Source organism: Vibrio kanaloae (genome assembly GCF_024347535.1).
In the GTDB taxonomy this organism is placed as follows: domain Bacteria; phylum Pseudomonadota; class Gammaproteobacteria; order Enterobacterales; family Vibrionaceae; genus Vibrio; species Vibrio kanaloae.
Genome location: NZ_AP025497.1, coordinates 2,233,226 through 2,258,585, shown reverse-complemented (window position 1 = coordinate 2,258,585; position 25,360 = coordinate 2,233,226). Strand labels below are relative to the sequence as shown.

The window sequence follows — 25,360 nt, the reverse complement described above, 5'->3', positions numbered from 1 at the left end:
ACGCCGGCCTAGCCAGCGTTCTTTGTTACTTCTTCGCTTTATGTGCGTCTGGGTTGCCTTTGCAATCCCCAGTGATGCTTTTACCATACAGATACAAACTGTGGTTAGTTAGCTGTACGTTGTAGCGTTGAGCGATTTCTTTTTGTCTTTCTTCGATAAGATCATCAGAGAATTCGATAACTTCACCGCAGTCTAGACACACTAGGTGGTCATGGTGATGCTGTGTTGAAAGTTCAAATACAGACTTACCGCCTTCGAAGTGGTGGCGAGTTACAATGCCAGCGTCATCGAATTGGTTAAGCACTCGATAAACGGTCGCAAGCCCGATCTCTTCACCTAGGTCGATCAGCTTTTTATATAAATCTTCAGCACTAATATGTTGGCAGTCTGGTTGTTGTAATACTTCTAAAATTTTGAGCCTTGGGAGGGTCACTTTAAGACCAGCATCTTTTAGCGCTTGATTGTTGTCTGACATATACTTTCCTGTTGATGATCTGCAGCAATTAACAGTATTCAATATTAATACCATTATAGTTTAGTCAGGCATAACAATAAACCACGAACTTATAAGGGTTTCTATCCAGCATCACAATCTGTTTTGTAAATTGGAAGTATCTCACTTATAGTGGAGGTAAGACCAGTAACGGTCGCGGGATTTCTAATGTGAACATGGAATGTTGTCATGAACAAGCAACTTGCAAGAATATATAAACCAAGCATTGTAAGGTTCGCACTCAATGTTTGGCCTCCGTTTTGGGGCGCTGGTATTAAGATAGCCCATATTAGCTCTGATTTCAGGGTAGTAAAGACGGTGCTCAAGCTGCGTTGGTGGAATAAAAATGCCAATCGTACTCAATATGGAGGTAGTATCTTCTCCTTAACCGATCCGGTTTACTCGTTGATGTTAATGGGAATTTTAGGTGAGAGGTACTATGTGTGGGATAAAGAAGCGAGCATTAACTTTATCAAGCCTGGCCAATCTGACTTGTATGCAGACTTTGAGATAAGCCAAGGACAACTTGATGAGATTTATCGGCAGACGCAGCTTGGAGAAAAGTGTTTCCCAGAATTCATTATCTATGTAAAAGATAAACAGGGGAATGTGGTATCAGAAATCCAGCGAACCTTGTATGTAAGGAAGAAGCCACAATTTAGAGAAGATGACGATAAAGCCTTAGAAGCGGAATGTTAGTCTTTGAGTATTAAACAGAAAAACCTCCATTTAGGAGGTTTTTCATTATCTATATAGTTGTAATTAATTGTAACAATTAACAACCGTTAGAGGATTAGTCTTCTAGCTCTGCAAGGCACATCTCTTCGTGGATTTGTTTAACCCAGTTAGATACACGCTCATCGGTTAGCTCTGGTTGACGATCTTCATCAATACATAGACCAACGAATTGGCTGTCGTCACCTTCAACTAAACCTTTTGATGCTTCAAATTCGTAGCCTTCAGTTGATGTGTGACCTAAGATCGTACCACCTTTCGCTTCTACGATGTCACGGACAGTACCCATAGCATCACAGAAGTACTCTGCGTAATCTTCTTGATCGCCACAACCGAAGATAGCAACAAGTTTGGTTGAGAAGTCAATTGCTTCTAGTTCTGGGAAAAAATCATCCCAATCACATTGAGCTTCGCCGTAATACCACGTAGGAATACCAAGCAGCAGTAGATCGAAGTTATCGATATCCTCTTTGCTGCTTTTTGCAATGTCTTGAACGTGAACGAGCTGTTTGCTCAATTGCTTTTGAATCATCTTAGCAACAGCTTCAGTGTTACCTGTATCGCTACCAAAGAAGAGACCTACACTTGCCATAGAATCATTACCTTTCATTTTGTCTGTTGTCGGTGTAATAAAGTTCGGAAGGGAGTCATTAGATCCCTGTTCCTTCCCAGCTTAGTTGGATTATCCCTTTGGCGATAAAACCTGCACAACCAAGGAAAAGTACTAACCATACGATGCGACGACCAAATACAGGGACGTTTCCCTGCTTTAGAACATCTCTAATTGCCATACCGATCAAAAAGAAAATCGCGGCAAATAGGAGATCTAAACCAACAGATTCAATGATGTTCATGTAGTCGTAAAGCATGGGAACCTTATATACCAATTTTGCTTGGGCGCACTATATCACTGTTGTGAGATAAAGTTAATCTACACTGATTACACAGTTCTCATTTATCTGCATGAAAAAGAGTACTTAAGCGATGAACTTTCTGATTGCTCTGAGTACTTCGGCTGGCTTTTCTGCATGCAGCCAGTGCCCCGTGTTTGCGATGACATGAGCTTTCGCATTAGAAAATTGCTGCTGAACAGCAGTTTGATGTTCAGCCGTGAGGTAATCAGAATCCCCACCTTTTATCAGCAAGGTTTTGACCGACGTTTTATCAATAGGTTTCCAACCAATGATCTGCGAGTAATTAGCGAGCAGTGACGCAACATTGAAACGCCATTCCATAACCCCTTGTTCTGATTTAAACAAAGATTTGGTCAAGAACTGACGAACGCCATCGATCTCGATATGGTTTGCGAGAACTTTAAGGGCGTCTGCGCGCGATGTTGGCTTTTCTTTTATTATAGCTTGTAGGCCAGCGAAGACGTTGTCATGGCGGTTTTTTGTGTAGGCGACAGGTGCCATGTCTAAGACAACTAACTTGCGCAGTGTAAGGTGCTCTGTCAGTGCCATCGCTACTTTGCCTCCCATTGAGTGCCCAATGACAGTGACATCTTGTAGCTCAAGATCATTCAACAATTGAGCGACATCCTGTGCCATCGCTTGATAGTTGTGAGTGTCACTATGGAAAGATTGACCGTGGTTGCGTAGATCGACACTAAGCACCTGATGATCGGCTTTTAGATCCCTAGCGAGTAAGCCAAGGTTGTCCAGATTACCGAATAATCCATGGATCAAAACAATGGTGTGACCCTCACCTTCAATTTTATAGTTGAGCTGTACTGACATTTTTATCTTATTCATGGTGGGTTTGACGTAGAGTATCCGCGCGGATCTCGCTATAATCCCCCAGAGTTTAAACATTGAGATTGTGAAAAGCGAATGAAAACAATTGAGGTTGATGAAGACCTATACCGTTTTATTGCGGGTCAGACAGAACGTATTGGCGAAAGCGCTTCAGATATTCTGCGCCGCTTGTTACAGGTTGATAGCCAAGGTATGGCTCCGATCGAAGAGATCGTTGAGCCAAAAGGTATCGTTGTTAGCAAAGAAGTCGGCTTTACTCCAGAGAAGGTCGATGGCGTTAAAGAAATGCGCTCACTACTAATATCAGATGAGTTTGCGTCACTAAAGAAAGCCATTGATCGTTTCATGCTGGTGTTATCGACACTGCATAAAATCGACCCTGAAAGCTTTTCAGAAGCAACTCAAGTAAAAGGCCGCAAGCGTGTTTACTTTGCAGATAACGAAGCGACTTTGCTAGAAAATGGCAATACAACTAAGCCTAAGGCCATCCCACAAAGTCCTTTTTGGGTTATTACTAATAACAACACTAGCCGTAAAAGACAGATGGTTGAGCAGCTTATGAGCCGTATGAGTTTTCAAGCAGAATTGATAGAAAAAGTAACAGGTTCAATTTAACGAAACCTGATTTAAACCTCATAATATCCATGGATAAGTAGATATTATGAGGTTTTTTTGTTTTTAAATTTTATATATAAGGATGTCTAAAATGGCTATGCACCCTCGTGCTGGGCAAAAAGCTCAGCAGGAAGATCTTCATAATATTCCGGCTTTAGTGGCTAACTATTTCTTACAGCAACCGGATGCTAACAACCCAGATCATAAAGTATCGTTTGGTACTTCTGGCCACCGTGGTACCGCAGACAAATCAACATTTAACGAAAATCACATTCTAGCGATTGCACAGGCAGTTGCTGAGGTTCGTGCCGAGCAGGGGACAACAGGCCCACTTTTCTTAGGTAAAGATACTCATGCTCTATCTGAGCCTGCGTTTTCTACTGTTATCGAAGTGCTTGTAGCGAACGGTGTTGAAGTTATTATTCAAGAAAAAAATGGCTTTACTCCAACACCAGGTGTCTCGCACGCGATCCTTACGCACAACCTAGCGAATGATAAAAAAGCTGACGGCATTGTTATCACACCTTCACATAATCCTCCTCAAGACGGCGGTATCAAATACAACCCGACACACGGTGGTCCTGCTGGAGCTGAATTAACTCAAGCGATTGAAGATCGCGCGAACGTTATTATCGCTGAGCAAATGCAGGGTGTTAAGCGCACTCCTATCGCACAGGCTAAACAGTCCGAGTTAGTGAAGGAAGTAGATCTCGTTGCCCCATACGTTGCTGATTTGGTTAACGTGGTTGATATGGAAGCGATTCAGAAAGCAAACATCAAAATTGGTGTTGATCCACTAGGTGGCAGCGGTATCGATTACTGGCGTCAAATAGGTAAAGCGTACAACTTAGATCTTACTTTGGTAAGTGAAGCCGTTGATCCTTCGTTCCAGTTTATGTCTTTAGATAAAGATGGCGTGGTTCGTATGGATTGTTCTTCTCCGTACGCGATGGCAGGTTTACTGGCGCTTAAAGATGACTATCAACTAGCGTTTGGTAATGACCCTGATTACGATCGCCACGGTATTGTTACGCCAAAAGGCTTAATGAATCCAAACCACTTCCTAGCAGTATGTATTGACTACTTATACCGTAACCGTGAAGGTTGGGGCAAAGATGTTGCTGTTGGTAAGACACTGGTATCAAGCGCTCTGATTGACCGCGTTGTTGCTGATTTAGGTCGCGAGCTTTGCGAAGTGCCAGTTGGTTTCAAATGGTTCGTTGATGGCCTTTATAACGGTCAGTTTGGTTTCGGTGGTGAAGAGAGTGCAGGTGCATCTTTCTTACGTAAAGACGGTACGCCTTGGTCAACAGATAAAGATGGACTGATTCTTTGTCTACTTGCGGCTGAGATCACAGCAGTTACTGGTAAGAACCCACAAGAATACTACGAAGAACTTGCTGCTAAACACGGTGAATCTAAGTACAACCGTATTCAAGCAGTAGCCAATGGCGCACAAAAAGACGTGCTTAAGAAGCTATCTCCAGAGATGGTTTCAGCTGAGACGCTTGCTGGTGATGCAATTACTGCACGCCTAACGCATGCTCCAGGTAATGGCGCTGCGATTGGCGGCCTAAAAGTGACGACAGAGAACGGTTGGTTTGCTGCTCGTCCATCAGGCACTGAAGACATCTACAAGATCTACTGTGAAAGCTTTAAAGGTGAAGAGCACCTAAAAGCAATCGAAGCAGAAGCTCAAGAGATAGTTAACCAAGTATTTGCTGCCGCTGGTCTATAATCAAATCTCGATTACTAGAGTCACCAAATAAATAGTAGAAGGGTTGATGTGAAAGCATCAGCCCTTTTTATTTGTCTGTGAGTAAGTGGCTAAGACTAAGTCAACTCAATGGATTAGCCGTGTGGCCAACTTTGTGGCATCACAAACCAGAACTGCCCAGACTTGGTTTGTCCGTGAACGAAGCGATCACCAAACTCAGTAAGAGGTTCACAGGTGAAGTCATCAGTGCCAGCTGCCCATTGCTCTTTGGTGAGAGGGTAGAGTACTTCAGAGATTAAATGGGCTTGGTTTTGATAGCACCAAAAACCGTTTACTTGGCTTGAATTAATGTCGTAACCCAAACATTCAGTAGGTACTTTTTGATCTAAGAAGGGGTTGGTATATAGACGACCCTGCATGAGGAGATGTTTTGAGTCGACATCGATCTCTGGATATTGCTTAACAAAGGCCGTTGAAGACGACATACCCAATTGGTGGCTCAACATCCTATCGAGCTTCTTATCTAATTGGTCATGAGCGTTAGGACCAAACCATGTTTGTTCATGAAGTAGGTAAAACTTAATCGCCACTTCCCAATGTTGCAGTTTTTGGCTGCTCTCTTCTTCGAGAATAAAGTCGATAGCACCTAGTGTTCTACCTTCAACATTAATCTGAATCTCATCGTACTTGATCGAATAATTATCCGAAGCACCGATAACTTGTTCACATAGGTGCTGGTAGAGGAAACCTAACCTAGGGTTACCATTATATGTATGTGATGAATCGATAGTATGAGGGCCTGAGAAGCCCTTGAGATCAGAAACGGGTGGTTTGATTTCCAGTAACGGTGGCGAGTCGATAACCCATTGGTAAAAACGTTGCAGTGCTGTCATCTTTTCCTCATAAACATAGCTCTTTATAAACATAACCCTGGGGCTTTCGACATTCTACCCGTAAATTGATATAACGGCGTTATTATAAAGGTAAGCTGGAAATAAAAATGAATAACTTACAATTAGAAAAGCTACTGAACGAAAAACTTCAGCCACAGCAGATTAAAGATTACTGTCCTAATGGTCTTCAAGTAGAAGGTGCTTCTGAAGTGAAGCGAATTGTAACTGGTGTAACAGCTTCTCAAGCACTGATTGATAAAGCGGTAGAATTGAGTGCCGATGCTTTGTTAGTTCATCATGGTTACTTTTGGAAAGGTGAGTCAGAAGCCATTCGCGGTATGAAAGGCAAGCGCATTCGCACTCTGATTAAAAATGACATTAACCTTTTTGGTTATCATTTACCTCTCGATATTCATCCTGAGCTTGGCAACAACGCCAAGCTAGCTGAGCTACTCGATATTGAGATAGAAGGAGGCTTAGAAGGGCACCCACAATCGGTTGCTATGTTTGGTAAGTTGAAAGCGCCAATGACAGGTGCTGAGCTTGCAGATAAAGTTAACCAAGCTCTGAGTCGTAAACCACTGCATATCGCTCCTGAAAACCAAGACAAACTGATTACCACTGTGGGTTGGTGCACTGGTGGCGGTCAAGATTACATTGAACTTGCCGCGTCTCAAGGTATTGATGCTTTTATCTCTGGTGAAATTTCAGAGCGCACAACGTACTCAGCTCGTGAGCAAGATATTCATTACTTCGCTGCAGGTCATCACGCAACAGAGCGCTATGGTGTGAAGGCATTAGGTGAGTGGCTAGCAAACGAACATGGTATAGATGTTGAATTTATCGATATTGATAACCCAGTATAGCCACATTTAGAGGTTGTAACTCTCTGGATATTTGTACCTTCATTGAAGTGATACGAAATACTGGTATACAAAAAAGGGTTGATGTTAATACATCAACCCTTTTTGATTTCAATTGATTAGAAAAGTCGAAACCTTACTATTCGCGTTCGTGTATCGCTTGGAAATCACGCTGCTCTTGACCAGTATACAACTGACGAGGGCGACCGATACGATTCGTCGGATCGCTGTGCATTTCGTTCCAGTGTGCAATCCAGCCGACAGTACGAGACATCGCAAAGATTACCGTAAACATAGATACTGGAATGCCAATTGCTTTCAGAATGATACCTGAGTAGAAATCTACGTTCGGGTATAGCTTCTTAGAAACAAAGTACTCATCAGAAAGAGCGATACGTTCAAGTTCCATGGCTACGTCAAGTAGTGGATCTTGAATATTTAGCTCTTTAAGTACTTCGTGACATGCTTCGCGCATTACTGTTGCACGTGGATCGTAGTTTTTGTAAACACGGTGACCAAAGCCCATCAAACGGAATGGGTCATCTTTATCTTTTGCTTTCGCAACGTATTCTTCAATTTGATCTACGCTACCGATCTCTTCAAGCATACGCAGACAAGCTTCGTTTGCACCACCGTGAGCTGGGCCCCAAAGTGATGCGATACCAGCTGCGATACACGCAAACGGATTAGCACCCGATGAACCAGCCAGACGTACAGTGGACGTTGAAGCATTCTGTTCGTGATCTGCGTGTAGGGTCAAGATCTTATCCATAGCACGAGCAACGATAGGATTCACTTCATACTCTTCACATGGATTTGCAAACATCATGTGTAAAAAGTTTTCCGCGTAACCTAGGTCGTTACGTGGGTAGATAAACGGTTGACCGATTGAATATTTATAACACATTGCGGCCAGTGTTGGCATTTTTGAAATCAAGCGGTAAGCCGCAATTTCACGGTGTGTGTCGTTGTGAATATCAAGTGAGTCGTGGTAGAACGCTGCTAGAGCGCCTACAACACCACACATTACAGCCATAGGGTGAGCGTCACGGCGGAAACCGTGGAAGAAACTAGCAATTTGCTCATGCACCATAGTGTGACGTGTTACGGTAGTCTTGAACTTTTCGTACTGAGTTCGAGATGGGGCTTCACCGTAAAGAAGTATATAACACACTTCTAAGTAATCAGCGTTATTGGCAAGTTGGTCTATTGGATAACCACGATGTAAAAGAATACCTTTTCCACCGTCAATAAAAGTGATTTGAGACTCACAGGATGCAGTGGCAAGAAAACCAGGGTCAAAAGTGAAAAAACCGTTAGAACCTAGTGTTCGAACATCGATCACAGGCGTACCGAGTACACCCTCTGTAATCGGCAGCTCGATTGGCGCTTGACCTTCAATGTGAAGGGTCGCTTTCTTATCCGCCATAACAATCTCCTTTGTTTATTATTTAATCCATCCAGGATGTTTATGTGCCGTTTTTTTACTGGTCTTACGTGAGAAAGTCAATTTTTCTGCAGCTTTGTGTGCACTTGTTAGTGTTTTTTAGATTAAATTCGTTAAAAGTCTGGTCTGTGTAGCATTATTTGTTACGTCAATTGTATTAGAATGTTGCCAGCCGTATAGTGGCGCTGAAAAGTTTGGTTAAAACCTTATAAACGAAAGGCTAAGAAGAAATGTGAGGTGGCTTTCTTAGTCTAGCGATTAACAAATATTTTACAATTATCTAAGGCTCAACTTCAGTTATTTGTTAAGTTAATGTTAAATTTTGAAGGTTTGCGATCAAATTTTGTCCATAACAATATCATAAGGTTATTTAATGACCATAATGCTCAATGGAGCTGAGTGAGCAAGCCCGTGAAAGAAAGAAAGACAAGACCTGTTAATTTAGATTTACAGACCATCCACTTTCCGATCACAGCAATAGCTTCCATCCTACACCGTGTGTCTGGGGTGATAACTTTTGTCGCGATTGGAATTTTGCTTTGGTTACTATCCATTTCCCTCTCATCCCCAGTAGGCTTTATGGAAGCTAGCGACATTGTCGATGGTTTCTTCGTGAAGTTTATTCTGTGGGGCATTTTAACCGCTTTGGCTTACCACATTGCTGGTGGTATTCGTCACCTTCTTATGGACTTAGGTCACTTTGAAGAGCTGGAGTCTGGCGCTAAGAGCGCTAAGGTTGCATTCGCAGCAACAGCGGTATTGTCTCTATTAGCGGGGATCTTAGTATGGTAAACAACGTTTCCACTTTTGGTCGTAATGGTGTTCACGATTATCTATTGATTCGTGCAACTGCCATCATTATGACGCTTTACACTATCTACCTAGTGAGCTTCTGTGCTTTCTCTGGTGATATCTCTTACGCATCTTGGACGCAATTCTTTGGTGGAACCTTCACTAAAGTCTTCACCATGTTAGCGCTTACTTCTGTTTTGGTTCACGCGTGGATCGGCCTATGGCAAGTACTAACTGACTACATCAAATGCGCAAAACTGCGTGTTGGTCTTCAAGTCGGTGTTGTTGCAGTTCTTCTTGGATATTTCTTCTCTGGTCTGTTTATTTTGTGGGGTGCGTAAGTGACTATTCCTGTTCGTGAGTTTGATGCCGTAGTTATCGGCGCTGGTGGTGCAGGTATGCGTGCCGCACTGCAAATTTCTGAGCAAGGCCTTTCTTGTGCATTGCTTTCTAAAGTTTTCCCTACTCGTTCTCATACGGTTTCAGCGCAAGGCGGCATCACTGTTGCTCTTGGTAACGCGCATGAAGACCATTGGGAACAACATATGTATGACACAGTAAAAGGTTCTGATTACATCGGTGACCAAGACGCTATCGAATACATGTGTAAAAACGGTCCTGAGTCGGTAATCGAACTCGAAAAAATGGGCCTACCTTTCTCTCGTTTTGAGAACGGTACTATTTACCAGCGTCCTTTCGGTGGTCAATCTAAAAACTTTGGTGGTGAGCAAGCGGCTCGTACCGCAGCTGCAGCCGACCGTACTGGTCACGCACTGCTTCATACGCTTTACCAACAAAACATTAAACACAAAACGACGGTTTTCTCTGAGTGGTATGCACTGGATCTTGTTAAAAACGAAGATGGTGCAATCTTAGGTACTACCGCGCTTTGTATGGAAACGGGCGAGGTTTGCTACTTCAAAGCGAAGGCAACAATCCTTGCGACTGGTGGTGCTGGTCGTATCTACGCATCAACAACCAATGCACACATTAACACTGGTGACGGTGTTGGTATGGCGATTCGTGCTGGCGTTCCTATGCAAGACATCGAAATGTGGCAGTTCCACCCAACGGGTATCGCTGGCGCAGGTGTATTGGTAACAGAAGGGTGCCGTGGTGAGGGGGGTTACCTTCTCAATAAAGATGGCGAACGCTTCATGGAACGTTATGCACCAAACGCTAAAGACTTAGCGGGTCGTGATGTTGTTGCTCGTTCAATGATGGTTGAAATTCGTGAAGGTCGCGGCTGCGATGGTCCTTGGGGTCCACACATCAAGCTGAAACTTGATCACCTAGGTAAAGAGACACTTGAGTCTCGTCTTCCTGGTGTATGTGAACTGTCTCGTACCTTTGCTCACGTTGATCCAGTGAAAGAGCCAATTCCAGTAATCCCAACATGTCACTACATGATGGGTGGTGTTCCAACACAAGTTTCTGGTCAAGCTATTACGCAAACTGAAGACGGTAGCGATGTTGAAATCCAGGGCCTATTTGCTTGTGGTGAAATCGCATCAGTATCAGTACATGGCGCCAACCGTCTAGGTGGTAACTCACTACTTGATTTGGTCGTATTTGGTCGTGCAACAGGTCTACACCTAGGTGAGACACTGAAGAAGCAAGACGAAGCGAAACCAGCAACAGAAGCTGACATTGAGCGTTCACTAGAACGTTACAACCGTTGGGAAAACAGCACTGACGGTGAAGACCCAGCGCAAATCCGCAAAGATCTACAGCAATGTATGCAGAATAACTTCTCTGTATTCCGTGAAGGTAAAGCAATGGCGGAAGGCCTAGAAGAGCTTAAAGCGATTCGCGAGCGTCTGAAGAATGCACACCTATCTGACAAATCGACAGAGTTCAACACGCAACGTATCGAGTGTCTAGAGCTTGAAAATCTGATGGAAACGGCATTCGCAACGGCTGTTGCTGCAAACTTCCGTACAGAGAGTCGTGGTGCACACGCTCGATTCGATTTCCCTGACCGTGATGATGAGCAGTGGCTATGTCACTCTCTTTACAATCCAGAGTCAGAGAGCATGACTAAGCGTGGTGTCAATATGGAACCTATTCATCGTGAAGCGTTCCCACCTAAAGCTCGTACGTACTAAGGAGATATGATCATGAAACTTAATTTCTCTTTATACCGTTACAATCCGGATGTCGACCAGAAGCCTTATATGAAGGAATACACCTTAGAGGTGGATGAAGGTTCAGACATGATGCTTTTGGATGCGCTTATTCTGTTGAAAGAGCAAGATCCAACTATCTCATTCCGTCGCTCATGCCGTGAAGGTGTATGTGGTTCGGATGGTTTGAACATGAATGGTAAAAACGGTCTGGCGTGTATCACTCCATTGTCTGCGCTTTCTGGCCAAGACAAGATTGTGATTCGTCCATTGCCTGGCTTGCCTGTTGTTCGTGACCTGATTGTAGACATGACTCAGTTCTACGATAACTACGAGAAAGTGAAGCCATTCTTAGTGTCTGATGGCAATGTACCACCGGCACGTGAAAACTTACAAAGCCCTGAGGAACGTGCGCACTTAGATGGATTGTACGAATGTATCATGTGTGCATGTTGTACAACATCTTGCCCATCGTTCTGGTGGAACCCTGATAAATTCATCGGACCAGCAGGCCTGCTTGCAGCGTACCGTTGGCTAATTGATAGCCGAGATACAGCGACAGATGAACGTTTGTCCGATCTTGATGATGCATTTAGCGTTTTTCGTTGCCATGGCATCATGAATTGTGTAAGTGTTTGTCCTAAGGGATTAAATCCGACGAAAGCGATTGGTCACATCAAGACCATGTTAGTGAATCGCTCGGTTTAAGTGATATGAAAAATTGCCGCCCTAGAAGCTTTGGGGCGGCCTTTTAATAGCTCGGCATAGACCGCAGCAAACGTGAAAACTACTGGTTAAGGGAAAATATGCACAACGGCGTGATGAAGGCATGGCTCGAGTCTTCACACTTGGCTGGCGCCAATGCAACGTACGTAGAAGAACTCTACGAACTGTATCTAAGTGACCCCGACTCGGTAAGTGACGAATGGAGAAGTGTTTTCGAAGAATTGCCTGTGCAAGCTTCAGAAACGGTGGAACAACCACACTCTCGCATTCGTGAATACTTCCGTCGACTCGCTCAAGAAACAAAGCATTACAATGTCCAAGTTAGTGATCCAGATGTCGATGCGAAACAAGTAAAGGTTCTGCAACTTATCAATGCTTATCGATTCCGAGGGCATCAAGCTGCAAATTTAGACCCCCTAGGTTTATGGAAAAGAGATACAGTCGCTGAACTGGATCCCTCTTTCCACACTCTTACCCAAGATGACCTCAATGAGACGTTTAACGTCGGATCTTACGCCATTGGCCAAGAGACGATGGTACTTAAAGATCTCTACAAATCTCTAAAGCAAACGTATTGTGGCTCTATTGGTGCTGAATACATGCACATGACGAATACAGAGCAAAAACGTTGGATTCAACAACGTTTAGAGTCTGTTTCTGGTCAACCCTCCTTCGATAAAGAAGAAAAGCAAGCTTTCCTAGAAGAGCTAACCGCTGCTGAAGGTCTTGAGCGCTATCTTGGTGCTAAATTCCCAGGCGCAAAACGCTTCTCATTGGAAGGTGGCGATGCGTTGATCCCAATGACGAAGGAACTTATTCGTCATGCTGGTGGTCAAGGTATGCGTGAAGTTGTTGTTGGTATGGCGCACCGTGGTCGTCTAAATATGCTGGTCAACGTGCTCGGCAAAAAGCCACAAGACCTATTTGACGAATTTGCAGGTAAGCACGACGATACATGGGGAACTGGTGATGTGAAATACCACCAAGGTTTCTCTGCGGACTTCGCAACACCAGGCGGCAACGTTCACTTAGCATTAGCATTTAACCCATCTCACTTAGAAATTGTAAACCCGGTAGTTATCGGTTCAGTACGTGCACGCCAAGATCGCCTAGACGATAAAGATGGCAGTCGTGTACTTCCAATTACTATCCACGGTGATTCTGCTATTGCTGGCCAAGGTGTGGTACAAGAGACGTTTAACATGTCTCAAGCTCGTGGTTTCTGTGTAGGCGGTACGGTTCGTATCGTTGTAAACAACCAAGTTGGTTTTACAACATCTAACCCTCGCGATACTCGTTCTACTATGTACTGTACTGATATTGCAAAGATGGTTCAGGCGCCTATTTTCCACGTGAACTCGGATGATCCAGAAGCGGTGGCATTTGTGTCTCGCCTTGCATTAGATTACCGAAATACGTTCAAACGTGATGTTGTTATTGATTTGGTTTGTTACCGTCGCCACGGTCACAACGAAGCCGATGAGCCGAATGCAACACAGCCCTTGATGTATCAAAAAATCAAGAAGCACCCAACACCACGCAAGCTTTATGCAGATGTGTTGATGGAGCGTGGTGAGTTTGGTATTGATACTTCTACGCAACTCGTTAACGAATATCGTGATGCGCTTGATCACGGTGAAGTTGTGGTTAAAGAGTGGCGTCCGATGGCACTTCATTCAGTAGACTGGTCTCCTTACCTAGGGCACGACTGGAATATTGAGTGGGATAACAAAGTTGATCTCGAGCGTCTAAAAGAGCTTGGTAACAAACTTTGCCAATACCCAGACAGCCATAAGCTGCAAAGCCGAGTCAATAAACTGTACAACGATCGAATTGCCATGGTGAATGGTGAGAAACAAGTCGATTGGGGTATGGCTGAAACTCTGGCTTACGCAACACTGGTTGACGACGGAAAACGTATTCGTATTTCTGGCCAAGATTCTGGTCGTGGTACTTTCTTCCACCGTCACTCAGTACTGCACAACCAATCTGATGCTAGCACGTATGTTCCTCTTGAGAACATTCATGATAAACAAGGGCCATTCCAAGTGTTTGACTCCGTGTTATCTGAAGAAGCTGTACTGGCGTTTGAGTATGGTTACGCGACAGCAGAGCCTGGTGGTCTAACGCTTTGGGAAGCACAATTTGGTGACTTCGCAAACGGTGCACAAGTGGTTATCGACCAATTTATCTCGTCAGGTGAGCAAAAGTGGGCACGTTTATGTGGTCTAACAATGCTACTTCCTCACGGTTATGAAGGCCAAGGCCCTGAGCACTCTTCTGCTCGTCTTGAGCGTTACCTTCAGTTATGTGCTGAACAAAACATGCAGGTTGTTGTTCCTTCAACACCCGCTCAGGTTTACCACATGATCCGCCGTCAGGTTGTTCGTCCAATGCGTCGCCCCCTGATTGTAATGTCACCAAAATCATTGCTTCGTCATCCTCTGTGTACTTCTTCTATGGAAGACCTAGCAGAAGGCACGTTCCAACCAGCTATCGCAGAAATAGATGATCTGGTTCCTGAGAACGTAAAACGCGTCGTGTTCTGTTCAGGTAAGGTTTACTTTGACCTGCTTGACCAAAGACGTAAGAACGAGCAAGACGATGTCGCTATTGTACGTATTGAGCAACTTTACCCGTTCCCTTATGAGGATGTGAGAGCTGCTATCACACAGTACACAAATGTAGTCGATTACGTTTGGTGTCAAGAAGAGCCACAAAACCAAGGTGCTTGGTACAGTAGCCAGCATAATTTCCGAGCTGCTATCCCAGTAGGTGCTGATATTCAATACGCAGGTCGTCCTGCATCAGCATCACCAGCTGTTGGCTATATGTCGGTACACTTGAAACAACAAAAAGCGTTAGTTGACGACGCTTTGACCCTACTTAAGAACTAGAAGTAAAAGGAAAATACGCACATGACAATTGAAATTCTGGTTCCAGATTTACCTGAATCTGTGGCTGATGCAACAGTTGCTACTTGGCACAAAAAACCGGGCGAAGCGGTTGCACGTGATGAAGTCATTGTAGATATCGAAACAGATAAAGTAGTTCTAGAAGTACCGGCTCCTGAAGCGGGTGTTCTGGAAGCTATCATCGAAGAAGAGGGTGCTACGGTACTTTCGAAGCAGCTTCTGGCTAAAATCAAGCCGGGTGCTGTCGCTGGTGAACCAACGAAAGACACCACTGAAGATACAGAAGCATCTCCTGATAAGCGCCATAAAGCTGCGCTAACAGAAGAGAACAACGATGCACTAAGCCCAGCTGTTCGTCGCCTGCTTGCTGAGCACAACCTACAACCAGCTGACGTTAAAGGCACTGGTGTTGGTGGTCGTATTACTCGTGAAGACATCGACGCACACCTAGCAGCAGCGAAAGCGGCTCCGGCAGCAGCATCTGCACCAGCAGTTGAAGCGCCAGCGGCGGCTCGTAGCCAAAAACGCGTGCCTATGACTCGCCTACGTAAGACAGTTGCAAACCGTCTTCTAGAAGCGAAAAACAGCACAGCAATGCTGACGACTTTCAACGAAGTGAACATGAAGCCAATCATGGACCTTCGTAAGCAGTACAAAGACCAATTCGAGAAGCGTCACGATACGCGTCTTGGTTTCATGTCTTTCTACGTGAAAGCAGTAACAGAAGCACTGAAGCGCTTCCCAGAAGTGAACGCTTCTATCGATGGTACCGATATCGTTTACCACAACTACTTCGACATCAGCATGGCGGTATCTACGCCACGTGGTCTAGTGACTCCAGTACTGAAAGACTGTGACACACTAGGTTTCGCTGATATCGAAAAAGGCATCAAAGAGCTAGCGATCAAAGGCCGTGACGGCAAGCTAACTGTTGATGAACTGATGGGCGGTAACTTCACTATCACAAACGGTGGTGTCTTTGGTTCTCTAATGTCTACGCCAATCATCAACCCTCCTCAAGCGGCAATTTTGGGTATGCACAAAATCCAAGACCGTCCAATGGCTGTTGATGGCAAGGTAGAGATTCTACCAATGATGTACCTAGCGCTTTCTTACGACCACCGTCTAATTGATGGTCGTGAATCAGTTGGCTTCCTAGTGACCATCAAAGAGCTTCTAGAAGATCCTGCACGTCTACTATTAGACGTTTAGTATCGCTAAAACGTCTAGTTAACCCCGTTAGCTAGACGTGAAAAGTTTCAAAGGCTAGGCTGCTCAACGTCTGGCCTTCAATTGAACTGTAAAGCCATTAGAAAATGGACAGCAGTTGATTTGAGAAGACCCTACAGACGTAACACAGGAAACTGTGTCGTTATGGAAATAATAATCCCTTAAGGGAAAATAAACGGAATATCAAAATGAATTTGCATGAATACCAAGCCAAACAGCTGTTTGCAGAATTCGGTTTGCCTGTACCAGAAGGTTTCGCATGTGATACTGCACAAGAAGCTTTCGAAGCTGCAGGTCGTATCAGTACAGCCAAGAAAGTCGTTAAGTGTCAAGTACACGCTGGTGGCCGCGGTAAGGCAGGCGGCGTAGAGCTACATGACACGAAAGAAGGCGTTAAAGAGTTTGCACAAAAGTGGCTAGGTAAAAACCTAGTAACTTACCAAACAGACGCTAATGGTCAGCCTGTAACAAAGATCCTAGTTGAAGAAGCATCGAATATTGCTAACGAGCTTTACCTAGGTGCTGTTGTTGACCGTGCAACGCGCAAAATTGTATTCATGGCGTCAACTGAAGGCGGTGTGGACATTGAGAAAATCGCTGAAGAAACTCCAGAGTTGATTCACCAATCAGCGATCGATCCTCTAGTGGGCCCTCAAGCTTACCAAGGCCGTGAATTGGCGTTCAAACTTGGTCTAGTTGGCGATCAAATCAAACAGTTCGTTAAGATCTTCATGGGTCTTGGCCAAATGTTCTCTCAGTACGACCTAGCCCTACTAGAAATCAACCCGCTTGTAATTACTGGCGAAGGCAACCTGCTTTGTCTTGACGGCAAGATCAACATTGACTCAAACGCAATGTACCGTCAGCCAAAACTGCGTGAAATGCACGATCCATCTCAAGAAGATGAGCGCGAAGCACACGCAGCACAGTGGGAACTGAACTACGTAGCACTAGATGGCAACGTTGGCTGTATGGTTAACGGTGCAGGCCTTGCTATGGGTACGATGGATATCGTAAACCTACACGGCGGCAAGCCAGCAAATTTCCTTGATGTAGGCGGCGGCGCGACAAAAGAACGTGTAGCTGAAGCATTCAAGATCATCCTTTCTGATGACAATGTTAAAGCAGTACTAGTAAACATCTTCGGTGGCATCGTTCGTTGTGACATGATCGCTGAAGGTATTATCGGTGCAGTTAAAGAAGTAGGCGTAACAGTTCCTGTCGTTGTTCGTCTAGAAGGTACAAACGCAGACCTAGGTCGCGAAGTACTTGCTAATTCTGATGTTGATATCATTGCAGCTGAATCTCTAACAGATGCTGCTCAGAAAGTTGTTGCTGCTGCGGAGGCTAAATAATGTCTGTATTAATTAACAAAGACACTAAAGTAATCTGTCAGGGTTTCACTGGCGGTCAAGGTACATTCCACTCAGACCAAGCTATCGCATACGGTACGCAAATGGTTGGTGGTGTTTCACCTGGTAAAGGTGGTCAAACTCACCTAGGCCTTCCAGTATTCAACACAGTACGTGAAGCGGTCGAAGTAACTGGCGCAACTGCAACCGTTATCTACGTGCCAGCTCCTTTCTGTAAAGATGCAATCCTAGAAGCGATTGATGCAGGTATCGAACTGATCGTAACGATCACTGAAGGTATCCCTACAACAGATATGATCGACGTTAAAGTGAAGCTAGAAGAAACTGGCGTTCGCATGATCGGTCCTAACTGTCCAGGTCTTATCACTCCAGACGAGTGTAAGATTGGTATCATGCCTGGCCATATCCACAAGAAGGGTAAAGTAGGCATCGTATCTCGCAGCGGTACTCTGACGTACGAAGCAGTTAAGCAAACAACAGATGAAGGCTTTGGTCAGTCTACGTGTGTTGGTATCGGTGGTGACCCTATCCCAGGTTCTAACTTCATTGATATTTTAAAGCTTTTCCAAGAAGACCCTGAAACTGAAGCAATCGTAATGATTGGTGAGATCGGCGGTACTGCGGAAGAAGAAGCGGCTGAGTTCATCAAAGCGAATGTAACTAAGCCAGTTGTTTCTTACATCGCTGGTGTTACTGCTCCTCCGGGTAAACGTATGGGCCATGCAGGCGCAATCATCTCTGGCGGTAAAGGTACTGCTGAAGATAAATTCGCAGCACTAGAAGCAGCAGGCGTTAAGACAGTTAAGTCTCTTGCTGACATCGGTAAAGGCCTACGTGAAATCACAGGTTGGTAATCAGCTGGCTTTTATCGATTGAGATAGAAGTTAATTGAATGATATTAAAAAGGCTTGGTCACTGACCAAGCCTTTTTCTTTTGTGAGCGGCTCTTTTGTAAATAATTGCCGCATCAACTGTTGTGTTGTTAAAAGCCAGAATGAATCCCGACTATTCACTTTAGGCGCTGGTTCTGTACATTTGAGACAGCATAAACATTGCCGCCGCACTGATAACCACAGAAGGGCCAGCTGGTGTGTCATAGAACCAAGACAAGCTTAATCCACCGAACACAGCGATAGAGCCAATAATCGATGCGAGAAATGCCATTTGCTCGGGTGTATTGGCGAACTTTCTTGCCGTTGCTGCTGGAATGATAAGCAATGATGTCATGATTAATGCACCAACAAACTTCATACCTACCGCAATTACGATCCCAACCAATAGCATCAAGATAAGACGCATTAAATCAATGTTGATGCCGTCAACCGCTGCGAGATCTTCGTTAACGGTCGTCGACAATAGCGGTCGCCAAAAGATTGCAAGTACCAGTCCAATCACGGCGGCACCCGCATAGATAAATACTAAGTCGGTCGGAGAAACCGCCAGCAAGTCACCAAATAGGTAACTCATTAGATCGACACGAACATTGTCCAAGAAGCTGACTGCTACAAGACCTAATGAGAGTGCACTGTGCGCCAAAATACCGAGTAGGGTATCGGTCGCGACTAGCTTTTGCTTTTGTAACGTAACCAGTAACACCGCCAGCATCAAACAGCAAATCAGCAGCGCTAAGTACAAATTAATATTGAATAAGAAGCCAAGCGCTAAGCCCATCAAAGAGGCGTGAGCAAGGGTATCTCCAAAGTAAGCCATCTTTCGCCAAACCACAAAAGAACCTAGTGGCCCCGCGATTAGAGCAATGCCCAAGCCAGCTAAAATAGAGGGAAGAAGAAACTCAAGCATTAGTGGTGTCCGTGTTTATGGTTTGAACATTCATGTACGTCGCCTTCGACAGGCTGCCCAGCGAGATCATGATGGTGATGGTCATGTTGGTGATGATAAAACGCTAGCGTCTCTTGGGTCGCGGTGCCGAAGAGTGCGATATACGATGGGTGGTGTCTGATGTCTGCTGGTGCACCTGAACAACAGATATGGTGGTGCAAACAGATCACATCGTCTGTTTTTGCCATCACTAAATGCAGATCGTGTGAAACCATAAATACGGCACAACCAAAGCGGTGACGAATGGTGTCAATCAAGTCATACAGGTCGATTTGCCCTTGAACATCAACGCCTTGAGCTGGTTCATCAAGAACCAGTAGGTCTGGTCTTCTTAGTAATGAACGAGCAATTAGCACACGTTGGTTTTCACCGCCAGACAATTGATGCATGTTGCTTTTTTGTAGGTGTTCAGCACCAACAAGTTTTAAAGCTTCAAGGATCTCTTGCTGGCTAAATTTGCCAGTGAGCTTAAGAAAGCGTTCAACGTTAAGAGGCAGTGAATCATTGAGCTTTAATTTCTGTGGTACATAGCCAATTTTCAGCTTATGAGCCTTTTTTATTGTACCTGAAAACTTGGTTTGTAGGCCCAGTACCACTTTTACTAATGTCGACTTTCCTGCACCGTTTGGCCCAATTAGGGTGGTGATTCTACCACGCTCTAAATTTAGAGATATGTTGTCTAGAACTTTTCGACCGTCAAACTCGACGCTCACAGAATCTAGTTGGATTAAGTTATCCATGAATAGAACTCATTTGCAATTCACCAATGTTATAATGTAACATTTACCTCAAGCCTAAGCTACTTTTCTATTATCGAGGAATTATGTCACGTCCATCTTTTATACTTGCTACGTTGCTTTTAACGCCAAGTGTTGCAAGTGCCAGTACTATTCTAACAAGCTTTAAGCCAATTCAAATGCTTGTGACAGAATTAACACAAGGCGTTAATCAACCGGATGTGCTAATGAACAGCAATGCTTCACCGCACGACTATGCGCTTAAGCCATCGGATGTGAAAAAAGTTCACAGTGCCGATATGGTCGTTTGGTTTGGTCCTGACCTCGAAGCCTTCTTGACTAAAGTGATTGGTTCAAAAGAGGACGTCATCCAGATCAGTGAGATACCAGGCATTAACTTGAGAGAGTTCGGACGTGAAGAGCATGATCACGATGCTCATGAAGGACATAATCACGGCAGCCATGACCCGCATTTTTGGTTGGGTATCGATCAAGTTGAAGTAGCAGCAAAATACATCTCAGCTAAGCTGATTGAAACTGACCCTGACAACGCAATGGCGTACCAAGAGAACCTAGACTCATTCTTGATTGCATTGAAAGGGAAGCAACAGTCTATTCGTGAGCAACTTGCACCAGTCAAAGACAAAGGTTATTACGTGTTCCATGATGCGTATGGCTATTTTGAGCAAGAGTTTGAGCTGAATAATTTAGGTCACTTCACGGTAAGCCCTGAACGTAAACCGGGTGCAAAAAGCCTGATCGCTATTAAGAAAACTCTGGTGCGTGAAAATGTTCAGTGTGTGTTCTCTGAGCCTCAATTTACCCCTGCTGTGATTGAATCGGTGACTCGAGGTAGCCAAACAAAACAAGGACAACTTGACCCGGTAGGTTCTGATGTTGAAGTTAAAAAAGGCAGTTATTTCGAATTTCTTCAGCAACTTACAGATAGTTATACAAGTTGTTTAGCAAAATAGTCTTTTATGATGAGTGTTTAATACTCTATTTACTTTCGATTATTGATTAATCATGCCGCATTTTGCGGCATTTTCGTGACCGCTAAGATAAAACCTTTCAACAAATAGCAAACCTCCTTTCTCCTTTGTTAATTTCAGCTAAAATAGAAAGATAATAATAAGCACAAAAAAACTCAGTTTTTGGTTAAGCAACGATAAGCGTTGTGGGCACACAAATTTTCATGTGTTTTTTCTGTTCAGGATTTAAAGTTGTATCGAATTATCTTCAAAATGTTCATATTAATGAGCATTTCATTTAGCGTTCTTGCGGTAAATACATCATCCTCTGTTTTCTACCCTTTGCCCGTTCAAGCGCAAGGGAACTTTCTTGCGGCTAAAAAGCTATACTTGGGTGCCGGAGGTGGGCTCTGGCTTCATGATGTACATGGAAAAATACTTTTTTATGATGGTCGAACCCTGTTCCCTAGAAAGGGTAGCCTTTTGCAATTCTCCTCAGAAAGGGTCGCGTTCCTTAATGATGAATTTTGGACTTTTTTCGATAATGAGGTGTATCGACATAGCCCAGGTATTGGCAATGAGCTCGTATTTAGTCTCAGCCCTGGTTCTGAGATCGCGAATATCGGATCATCTGGTGATTTTATATGGGTGACAGATGGCAGTAATTTTTATACTTACAACACTCAGTCTTTAGAATTTGATACCTATTCACTGCTTAAGTTATATCGATATAACAACAGTAGTGACATTGTAATTAATGACGCTGAAAAGGTGCTGTCAAAGTGGGTGTTAGCGACAAACGCAGGTGTTTACCTTTCAGAGGACCAAGAATTTACTCATGTCAAAGCATCAGAGAAGAACCATATTGAGACGGTTTATTTCTCGAAGGCAAGACGAGAGCTAGTTATTGGCACATTAAATGGTGCAGTGATTGTCGATCTCACTAATTCAAATAAAGAGACTTGGGTTCGTGGGTCGCACGTCCTCTCTTTTGCTGAAACGCCTGACCAATATTGGATAGGCACGGAACATGGACTTATTAGCTATAATTTTATTACGGGTCAAATTACACGATTTGCACAATCGGCCAATCAAGGTTTTTCATTACCAGGCGAGAAAATATATTCGCTGGTAAACGACCACGCAGGTGGAATGTGGATCGCGACGAATAATGGGATTCGGTACTTCTCATTATTCAGCAAGACGTTCTCTAGAATGCCATTAGATGGGATGGACATGCACTCTAGTAATGTCGTGATAAATAAGGTAGTGCCAGTTAATGACCGTAGGTCTTGGATTGCTTCTTCAATGGGGCTGTATTTAGTCAACTCTGATAGCGATGAACGTCCGATACGTGTTTATCCCAAACCAGTCCAAGATATTGAGTTGTTTTCTTCCTCTATTTGGCTTGCGACCGAAGAGGGAATAATTAGCTTTGATACTAATACCTTAAAGCCTATACCTCTAGATTTACCAAGAGCCATAGTGGGCGTACACGTCGAAAACTTTGCACTTCAGGCAAACCAAGTTCTTTGGATGAGTTCTGGGCAAAACCTTTATTCTTTATCTATTGAGGCAATGGAACTGACATCTTATGGAGCAGATTGGTTAGTTGATAAGTTTTTGCCGGCGAAAATAACGGCTCTCGATATAGGCTTAAAAGACAGTATTTATATCGGCACGGATCACGGTTTTTATTCATTTGTTGACAAAAGAATCAGTTTTAGCCGTTCGAGTGAACGGTTTGGCAAAGTGCTTGATATCGAGAAAGCCAAAGATGGGTCGCAGTGGTTTGCTAGTAGTTACGGCGTATACCGAATTCCTTATAATACCAACGTCATAGAAGAGGTGGCTCTCATTGAAGATAACATTAGCCCTAATTGCTTGATTAGTGACGATGATGGTATTTGGTTAGGGTCCTCAAAAGGTATTAGCTACTATGGACTCGATGGGCAATTGTATAAACACATCGGTTCTCCATTTGGTTTAATTAATAATGAGTTGTCAGTTGGCGCTTGCACGGTGTTTTATAGTGAAGAAAGTCAATCATCCAGAGTGGTCTTAGGCTCTAAGTATGGTGTAGTGAGTGCATTGTCTAATGAGCTATTGGTATCAACAACTCCTCATAGCCGAGCATTGCTTAGTAAGATAAGTGTCAATCAACAAACCGTATCACTTGGCGGAAAAACGGTTGATTTAGAGGAAATGCCTTACGGTTCATCCATTAGTTTTAAGCTTGGTATTTTACCTGCATCATTCGCAACCGCTATGGAATATCGACTTAACGATGATGAACCTTGGAGCGAATTTGAGGGGGGACTATTAACATTGGATCATTTACTTCCTGGTGATTACACACTTGAAGTTAAACCAGTGCAGGACTCTCACTATCGATTTGTGTCTACTACCCAAAGCTTTTCAATTGCAGAGCCTTGGTACTTGAGTAGCTGGGCTGTAGCGAGCTCTTTTATTATATTAATCGGCTTGGTTACTGTTCTCGTTTTTTGGCGCTCGCGCTATGTCACTTTTGCCAACAGACACCTAAAAGCGCAAGTCGCATTAAAAACGGACCAAATGAGGCACCAAAGTCGCATCTTGTTGACAACCAATCAACAACTTAAAAAACAGCTGTTGGTTAAAAATGTTTTGGTATCTCATACAGCGAAAGAGCTTTCCGATGAAGTCAGCCATGTTGCTGCGCTGCTTCCTAGTTGGAATGATGACCTAGGTCGGTCACCAATCCTGGCATTGAAAAACGGGCTTGCTCAACTTAGTAATAGCCAAGAAGAATCGGGGACAGTTTGTTGCGATGTGATCTTAGTTTTGGAAGCTGTGCTTAAAGCGTGGAAAAGTGAGTTGGCAAAAACAGGTATTGAACTCGATATTAAAGTTGAAACTAAGTACAGGCATGTGTCGTTGCTGTATTTCAATCTGGATATCATTTTTAACAGCCTAGTGGCGAGCATCATTAAGAGAAATTTTAAATCGCAGAGCATGTTGGTCTTAGTAGAAGAGGTTGAAGAGCATTTAGTCGTTACCATTCGCGATCATGGCATGCCTTTCCCCAAATTAGCTTCATCGATAAATGAGAGCAATGGAAAGTCAGCAGATATTAATATCGATAAATTACCGTTATTGATGAATCAAAGCGGTGGTCAACTTAACGTTTTTGTCTCTGACTCTCAGAATAAAATTCAGCTTTCGTGGCCTATCGAGTTTCAAGTGTTAGACAGGCTCGAAGCAAGTACGATTGAGAGAATTGAAACCATCAAACTTGCAACCTCAACGCCTGAGCAACAGAAACTTAGCGCAGAACAAGAGTGGCAAAATAAAGTGTCTCATCTTGTTAGTGAACACTATGCCGATGCGGAGTTTGGCACTGCAACTGCTGCTAAATACCTGTTTATGTCTGAGAGAAGCTTACAACGGCGCTTCAAATCTGCCTATGATAAAACATTTAAAGAACACCTTAACGAGGTTCGTCTGGAGCATGCGTGTGAAAGGTTATTGGCCGGAGAAAAGGTATCAGACGTCGCTTTTGATTCAGGCTTCAATGACCCTTCCTATTTCAGCCAGCGGTTTAAGCACCATTTTGGTATGTCTCCGTCTAAGTTTGCGGAAAATAACGAAGATTGATCAGGTGTGGCGCAAAAATGGATAAATATACAGGAGCCTCGACATTAGTGTTGGGGCTTTTTTATGAGATACGGGGCTAGAAGTATTAAATGTTTTTGTGGATAGAGAGATTGGAAACGAAAAAAAATATCGTGGTATAGCCGGGGGACTATACCACGGGTGCCAAGGACACCTTCGCTTGCTGCCGGAGTGATATGGAAAACCACATCACCTCTGGAATAAAATTAAAGAGAAGGAGTTTCTCTTCGATGGAGTAACTATACGGTTTGCTACTTATTTTACTTATAAAATTAACGCCAGATATCTGTGATAAATGCGACAACATTGTAACTTGTTGATATCTATGTGTTTGTTTGGTGTTTTTGTGATTGATAGCCATAGGGAAGACCTCGATAACTGTTGAAAATAACGTTTTTGACGTAAACGGTTTTAACGAAATTTACGAGTATGTATTTCCGAAAACTTTGATTTTACACAATAGAATTGTGGTCATGC

22 protein-coding genes are annotated in these 25,360 nt (G+C 43.8%); 14 read left to right on the top strand and 8 right to left on the bottom strand.

The window, feature by feature from the left end; all coding sequences use genetic code 11:
* Nucleotides 1-25 precede the first annotated feature (25 nt).
* Entirely contained in the window at nt 26-475 is a 450-nt protein-coding gene (fcrX, locus tag OCV24_RS10190; protein ID WP_004734226.1) for a ferric iron uptake transcriptional regulator FcrX, read from the bottom strand.
* A 207-nt stretch (nt 476-682) separates the two neighbouring features.
* Here fcrX and OCV24_RS10185 point away from each other — a divergent pair, with 207 nt between their 5' ends.
* Nucleotides 683-1,192 carry a DUF4442 domain-containing protein gene (locus OCV24_RS10185; RefSeq protein ID WP_017056396.1) on the top strand — a complete coding sequence of 170 codons (510 nt, stop codon included), beginning with the start codon at nt 683-685 and terminating at the stop codon, nt 1,190-1,192.
* Between the two features lie 94 nt (nt 1,193-1,286).
* Here OCV24_RS10185 and fldA read toward each other — a convergent pair whose 3' ends face one another.
* The 3 genes from fldA to OCV24_RS10170 form a co-directional block, all read right to left on the bottom strand.
* Nucleotides 1,287-1,820, bottom strand: a complete 534-nt coding sequence (gene fldA, locus OCV24_RS10180; RefSeq protein WP_017056397.1) for a flavodoxin FldA — start codon at nt 1,818-1,820, stop codon at nt 1,287-1,289.
* A gap of 58 nt (nt 1,821-1,878) precedes the next feature.
* Entirely contained in the window at nt 1,879-2,097 is a 219-nt protein-coding gene (locus OCV24_RS10175) for a DUF2788 domain-containing protein (RefSeq protein WP_017056398.1), read from the bottom strand.
* 108 nt (nt 2,098-2,205) lie between these two features.
* On the bottom strand, nt 2,206-2,967 hold the full coding sequence (locus OCV24_RS10170) for an alpha/beta fold hydrolase (RefSeq protein ID WP_137007572.1): 762 nt from the start codon (nt 2,965-2,967) through the stop codon (nt 2,206-2,208).
* 93 nt (nt 2,968-3,060) lie between these two features.
* Here OCV24_RS10170 and seqA point away from each other — a divergent pair, with 93 nt between their 5' ends.
* The gene (gene seqA / locus OCV24_RS10165) at nt 3,061-3,600 is read left to right on the top strand and encodes a replication initiation negative regulator SeqA (RefSeq protein ID WP_017056400.1); all 540 of its coding nucleotides are present in this window, start codon (nt 3,061-3,063) and stop codon (nt 3,598-3,600) included.
* 91 nt (nt 3,601-3,691) lie between these two features.
* Nucleotides 3,692-5,338 (top strand): phosphoglucomutase (alpha-D-glucose-1,6-bisphosphate-dependent), encoded by a 1,647-nt coding sequence (gene pgm / locus OCV24_RS10160; RefSeq protein WP_102506592.1) that lies wholly within the window; start codon nt 3,692-3,694, stop codon nt 5,336-5,338.
* 113 nt (nt 5,339-5,451) lie between these two features.
* Here pgm and OCV24_RS10155 read toward each other — a convergent pair whose 3' ends face one another.
* On the bottom strand, nt 5,452-6,210 hold the full coding sequence (locus OCV24_RS10155) for a DUF1853 family protein (protein ID WP_077680117.1): 759 nt from the start codon (nt 6,208-6,210) through the stop codon (nt 5,452-5,454).
* Between the two features lie 107 nt (nt 6,211-6,317).
* Between OCV24_RS10155 and OCV24_RS10150 the strand changes: the two genes are divergently transcribed.
* A complete protein-coding gene (locus OCV24_RS10150; RefSeq protein ID WP_017056403.1) occupies nt 6,318-7,076 on the top strand; it encodes a Nif3-like dinuclear metal center hexameric protein in 759 nt (252 codons plus the stop codon).
* A gap of 136 nt (nt 7,077-7,212) precedes the next feature.
* On the opposite strand, the gene OCV24_RS10145 is transcribed toward OCV24_RS10150, so the two are convergent.
* Nucleotides 7,213-8,502 carry a citrate synthase gene (locus OCV24_RS10145; protein ID WP_017056404.1) on the bottom strand — a complete coding sequence of 430 codons (1,290 nt, stop codon included), beginning with the start codon at nt 8,500-8,502 and terminating at the stop codon, nt 7,213-7,215.
* Between the two features lie 417 nt (nt 8,503-8,919).
* Here OCV24_RS10145 and sdhC point away from each other — a divergent pair, with 417 nt between their 5' ends.
* The 8 genes from sdhC (at nt 8,920) to sucD (ending at nt 18,536) form a co-directional block, all read left to right on the top strand.
* On the top strand, nt 8,920-9,312 hold the full coding sequence (gene sdhC / locus OCV24_RS10140) for a succinate dehydrogenase cytochrome b556 subunit (protein ID WP_019820486.1): 393 nt from the start codon (nt 8,920-8,922) through the stop codon (nt 9,310-9,312).
* Nucleotides 9,306-9,653, top strand: a complete 348-nt coding sequence (gene sdhD, locus OCV24_RS10135) for a succinate dehydrogenase, hydrophobic membrane anchor protein (RefSeq protein WP_010436768.1) — start codon at nt 9,306-9,308, stop codon at nt 9,651-9,653. Before sdhC ends, sdhD begins: the two co-directional genes overlap by 7 nt.
* On the top strand, nt 9,654-11,420 hold the full coding sequence (gene sdhA, locus OCV24_RS10130) for a succinate dehydrogenase flavoprotein subunit (protein ID WP_060468257.1): 1,767 nt from the start codon (nt 9,654-9,656) through the stop codon (nt 11,418-11,420).
* 12 nt (nt 11,421-11,432) lie between these two features.
* The gene (locus OCV24_RS10125) at nt 11,433-12,146 is read left to right on the top strand and encodes a succinate dehydrogenase iron-sulfur subunit (RefSeq protein WP_017056408.1); all 714 of its coding nucleotides are present in this window, start codon (nt 11,433-11,435) and stop codon (nt 12,144-12,146) included.
* Nucleotides 12,147-12,244: 98 nt separating this feature from the next.
* Nucleotides 12,245-15,061, top strand: coding sequence for a 2-oxoglutarate dehydrogenase E1 component (gene sucA, locus OCV24_RS10120; RefSeq protein ID WP_150877772.1), 2,817 nt, complete (start codon nt 12,245-12,247; stop codon nt 15,059-15,061).
* Between the two features lie 21 nt (nt 15,062-15,082).
* On the top strand, nt 15,083-16,291 hold the full coding sequence (gene odhB / locus OCV24_RS10115) for a 2-oxoglutarate dehydrogenase complex dihydrolipoyllysine-residue succinyltransferase (protein ID WP_017056410.1): 1,209 nt from the start codon (nt 15,083-15,085) through the stop codon (nt 16,289-16,291).
* 206 nt (nt 16,292-16,497) lie between these two features.
* Nucleotides 16,498-17,664: an ADP-forming succinate--CoA ligase subunit beta gene (gene sucC / locus OCV24_RS10110; RefSeq protein WP_010436793.1), complete on the top strand. Its 1,167-nt coding sequence runs from the start codon at nt 16,498-16,500 to the stop codon at nt 17,662-17,664.
* A complete protein-coding gene (gene sucD / locus OCV24_RS10105; RefSeq protein ID WP_004734209.1) occupies nt 17,664-18,536 on the top strand; it encodes a succinate--CoA ligase subunit alpha in 873 nt (290 codons plus the stop codon). Before sucC ends, sucD begins: the two co-directional genes overlap by 1 nt.
* 160 nt (nt 18,537-18,696) lie before the next feature.
* Here the strand turns inward: sucD and znuB are convergent, their stop codons facing one another.
* Both znuB and znuC read right to left on the bottom strand, forming a co-directional pair.
* On the bottom strand, nt 18,697-19,482 hold the full coding sequence (gene znuB / locus OCV24_RS10100; protein ID WP_150877774.1) for a zinc ABC transporter permease subunit ZnuB: 786 nt from the start codon (nt 19,480-19,482) through the stop codon (nt 18,697-18,699).
* Nucleotides 19,482-20,261 (bottom strand): zinc ABC transporter ATP-binding protein ZnuC, encoded by a 780-nt coding sequence (gene znuC, locus OCV24_RS10095; RefSeq protein ID WP_017056412.1) that lies wholly within the window; start codon nt 20,259-20,261, stop codon nt 19,482-19,484. Before znuC ends, znuB begins: the two co-directional genes overlap by 1 nt.
* An 83-nt stretch (nt 20,262-20,344) precedes the next feature.
* On the opposite strand from znuC, the gene znuA reads away from it, so the two are divergent.
* Both znuA and OCV24_RS10085 read left to right on the top strand, forming a co-directional pair.
* A complete protein-coding gene (znuA, locus tag OCV24_RS10090) occupies nt 20,345-21,232 on the top strand; it encodes a zinc ABC transporter substrate-binding protein ZnuA (protein WP_017056413.1) in 888 nt (295 codons plus the stop codon).
* A gap of 282 nt (nt 21,233-21,514) precedes the next feature.
* A complete protein-coding gene (locus tag OCV24_RS10085) occupies nt 21,515-24,865 on the top strand; it encodes an AraC family transcriptional regulator (protein ID WP_150877776.1) in 3,351 nt (1,116 codons plus the stop codon).
* The last annotated feature ends 495 nt before the right edge of the window (nt 24,866-25,360 follow it).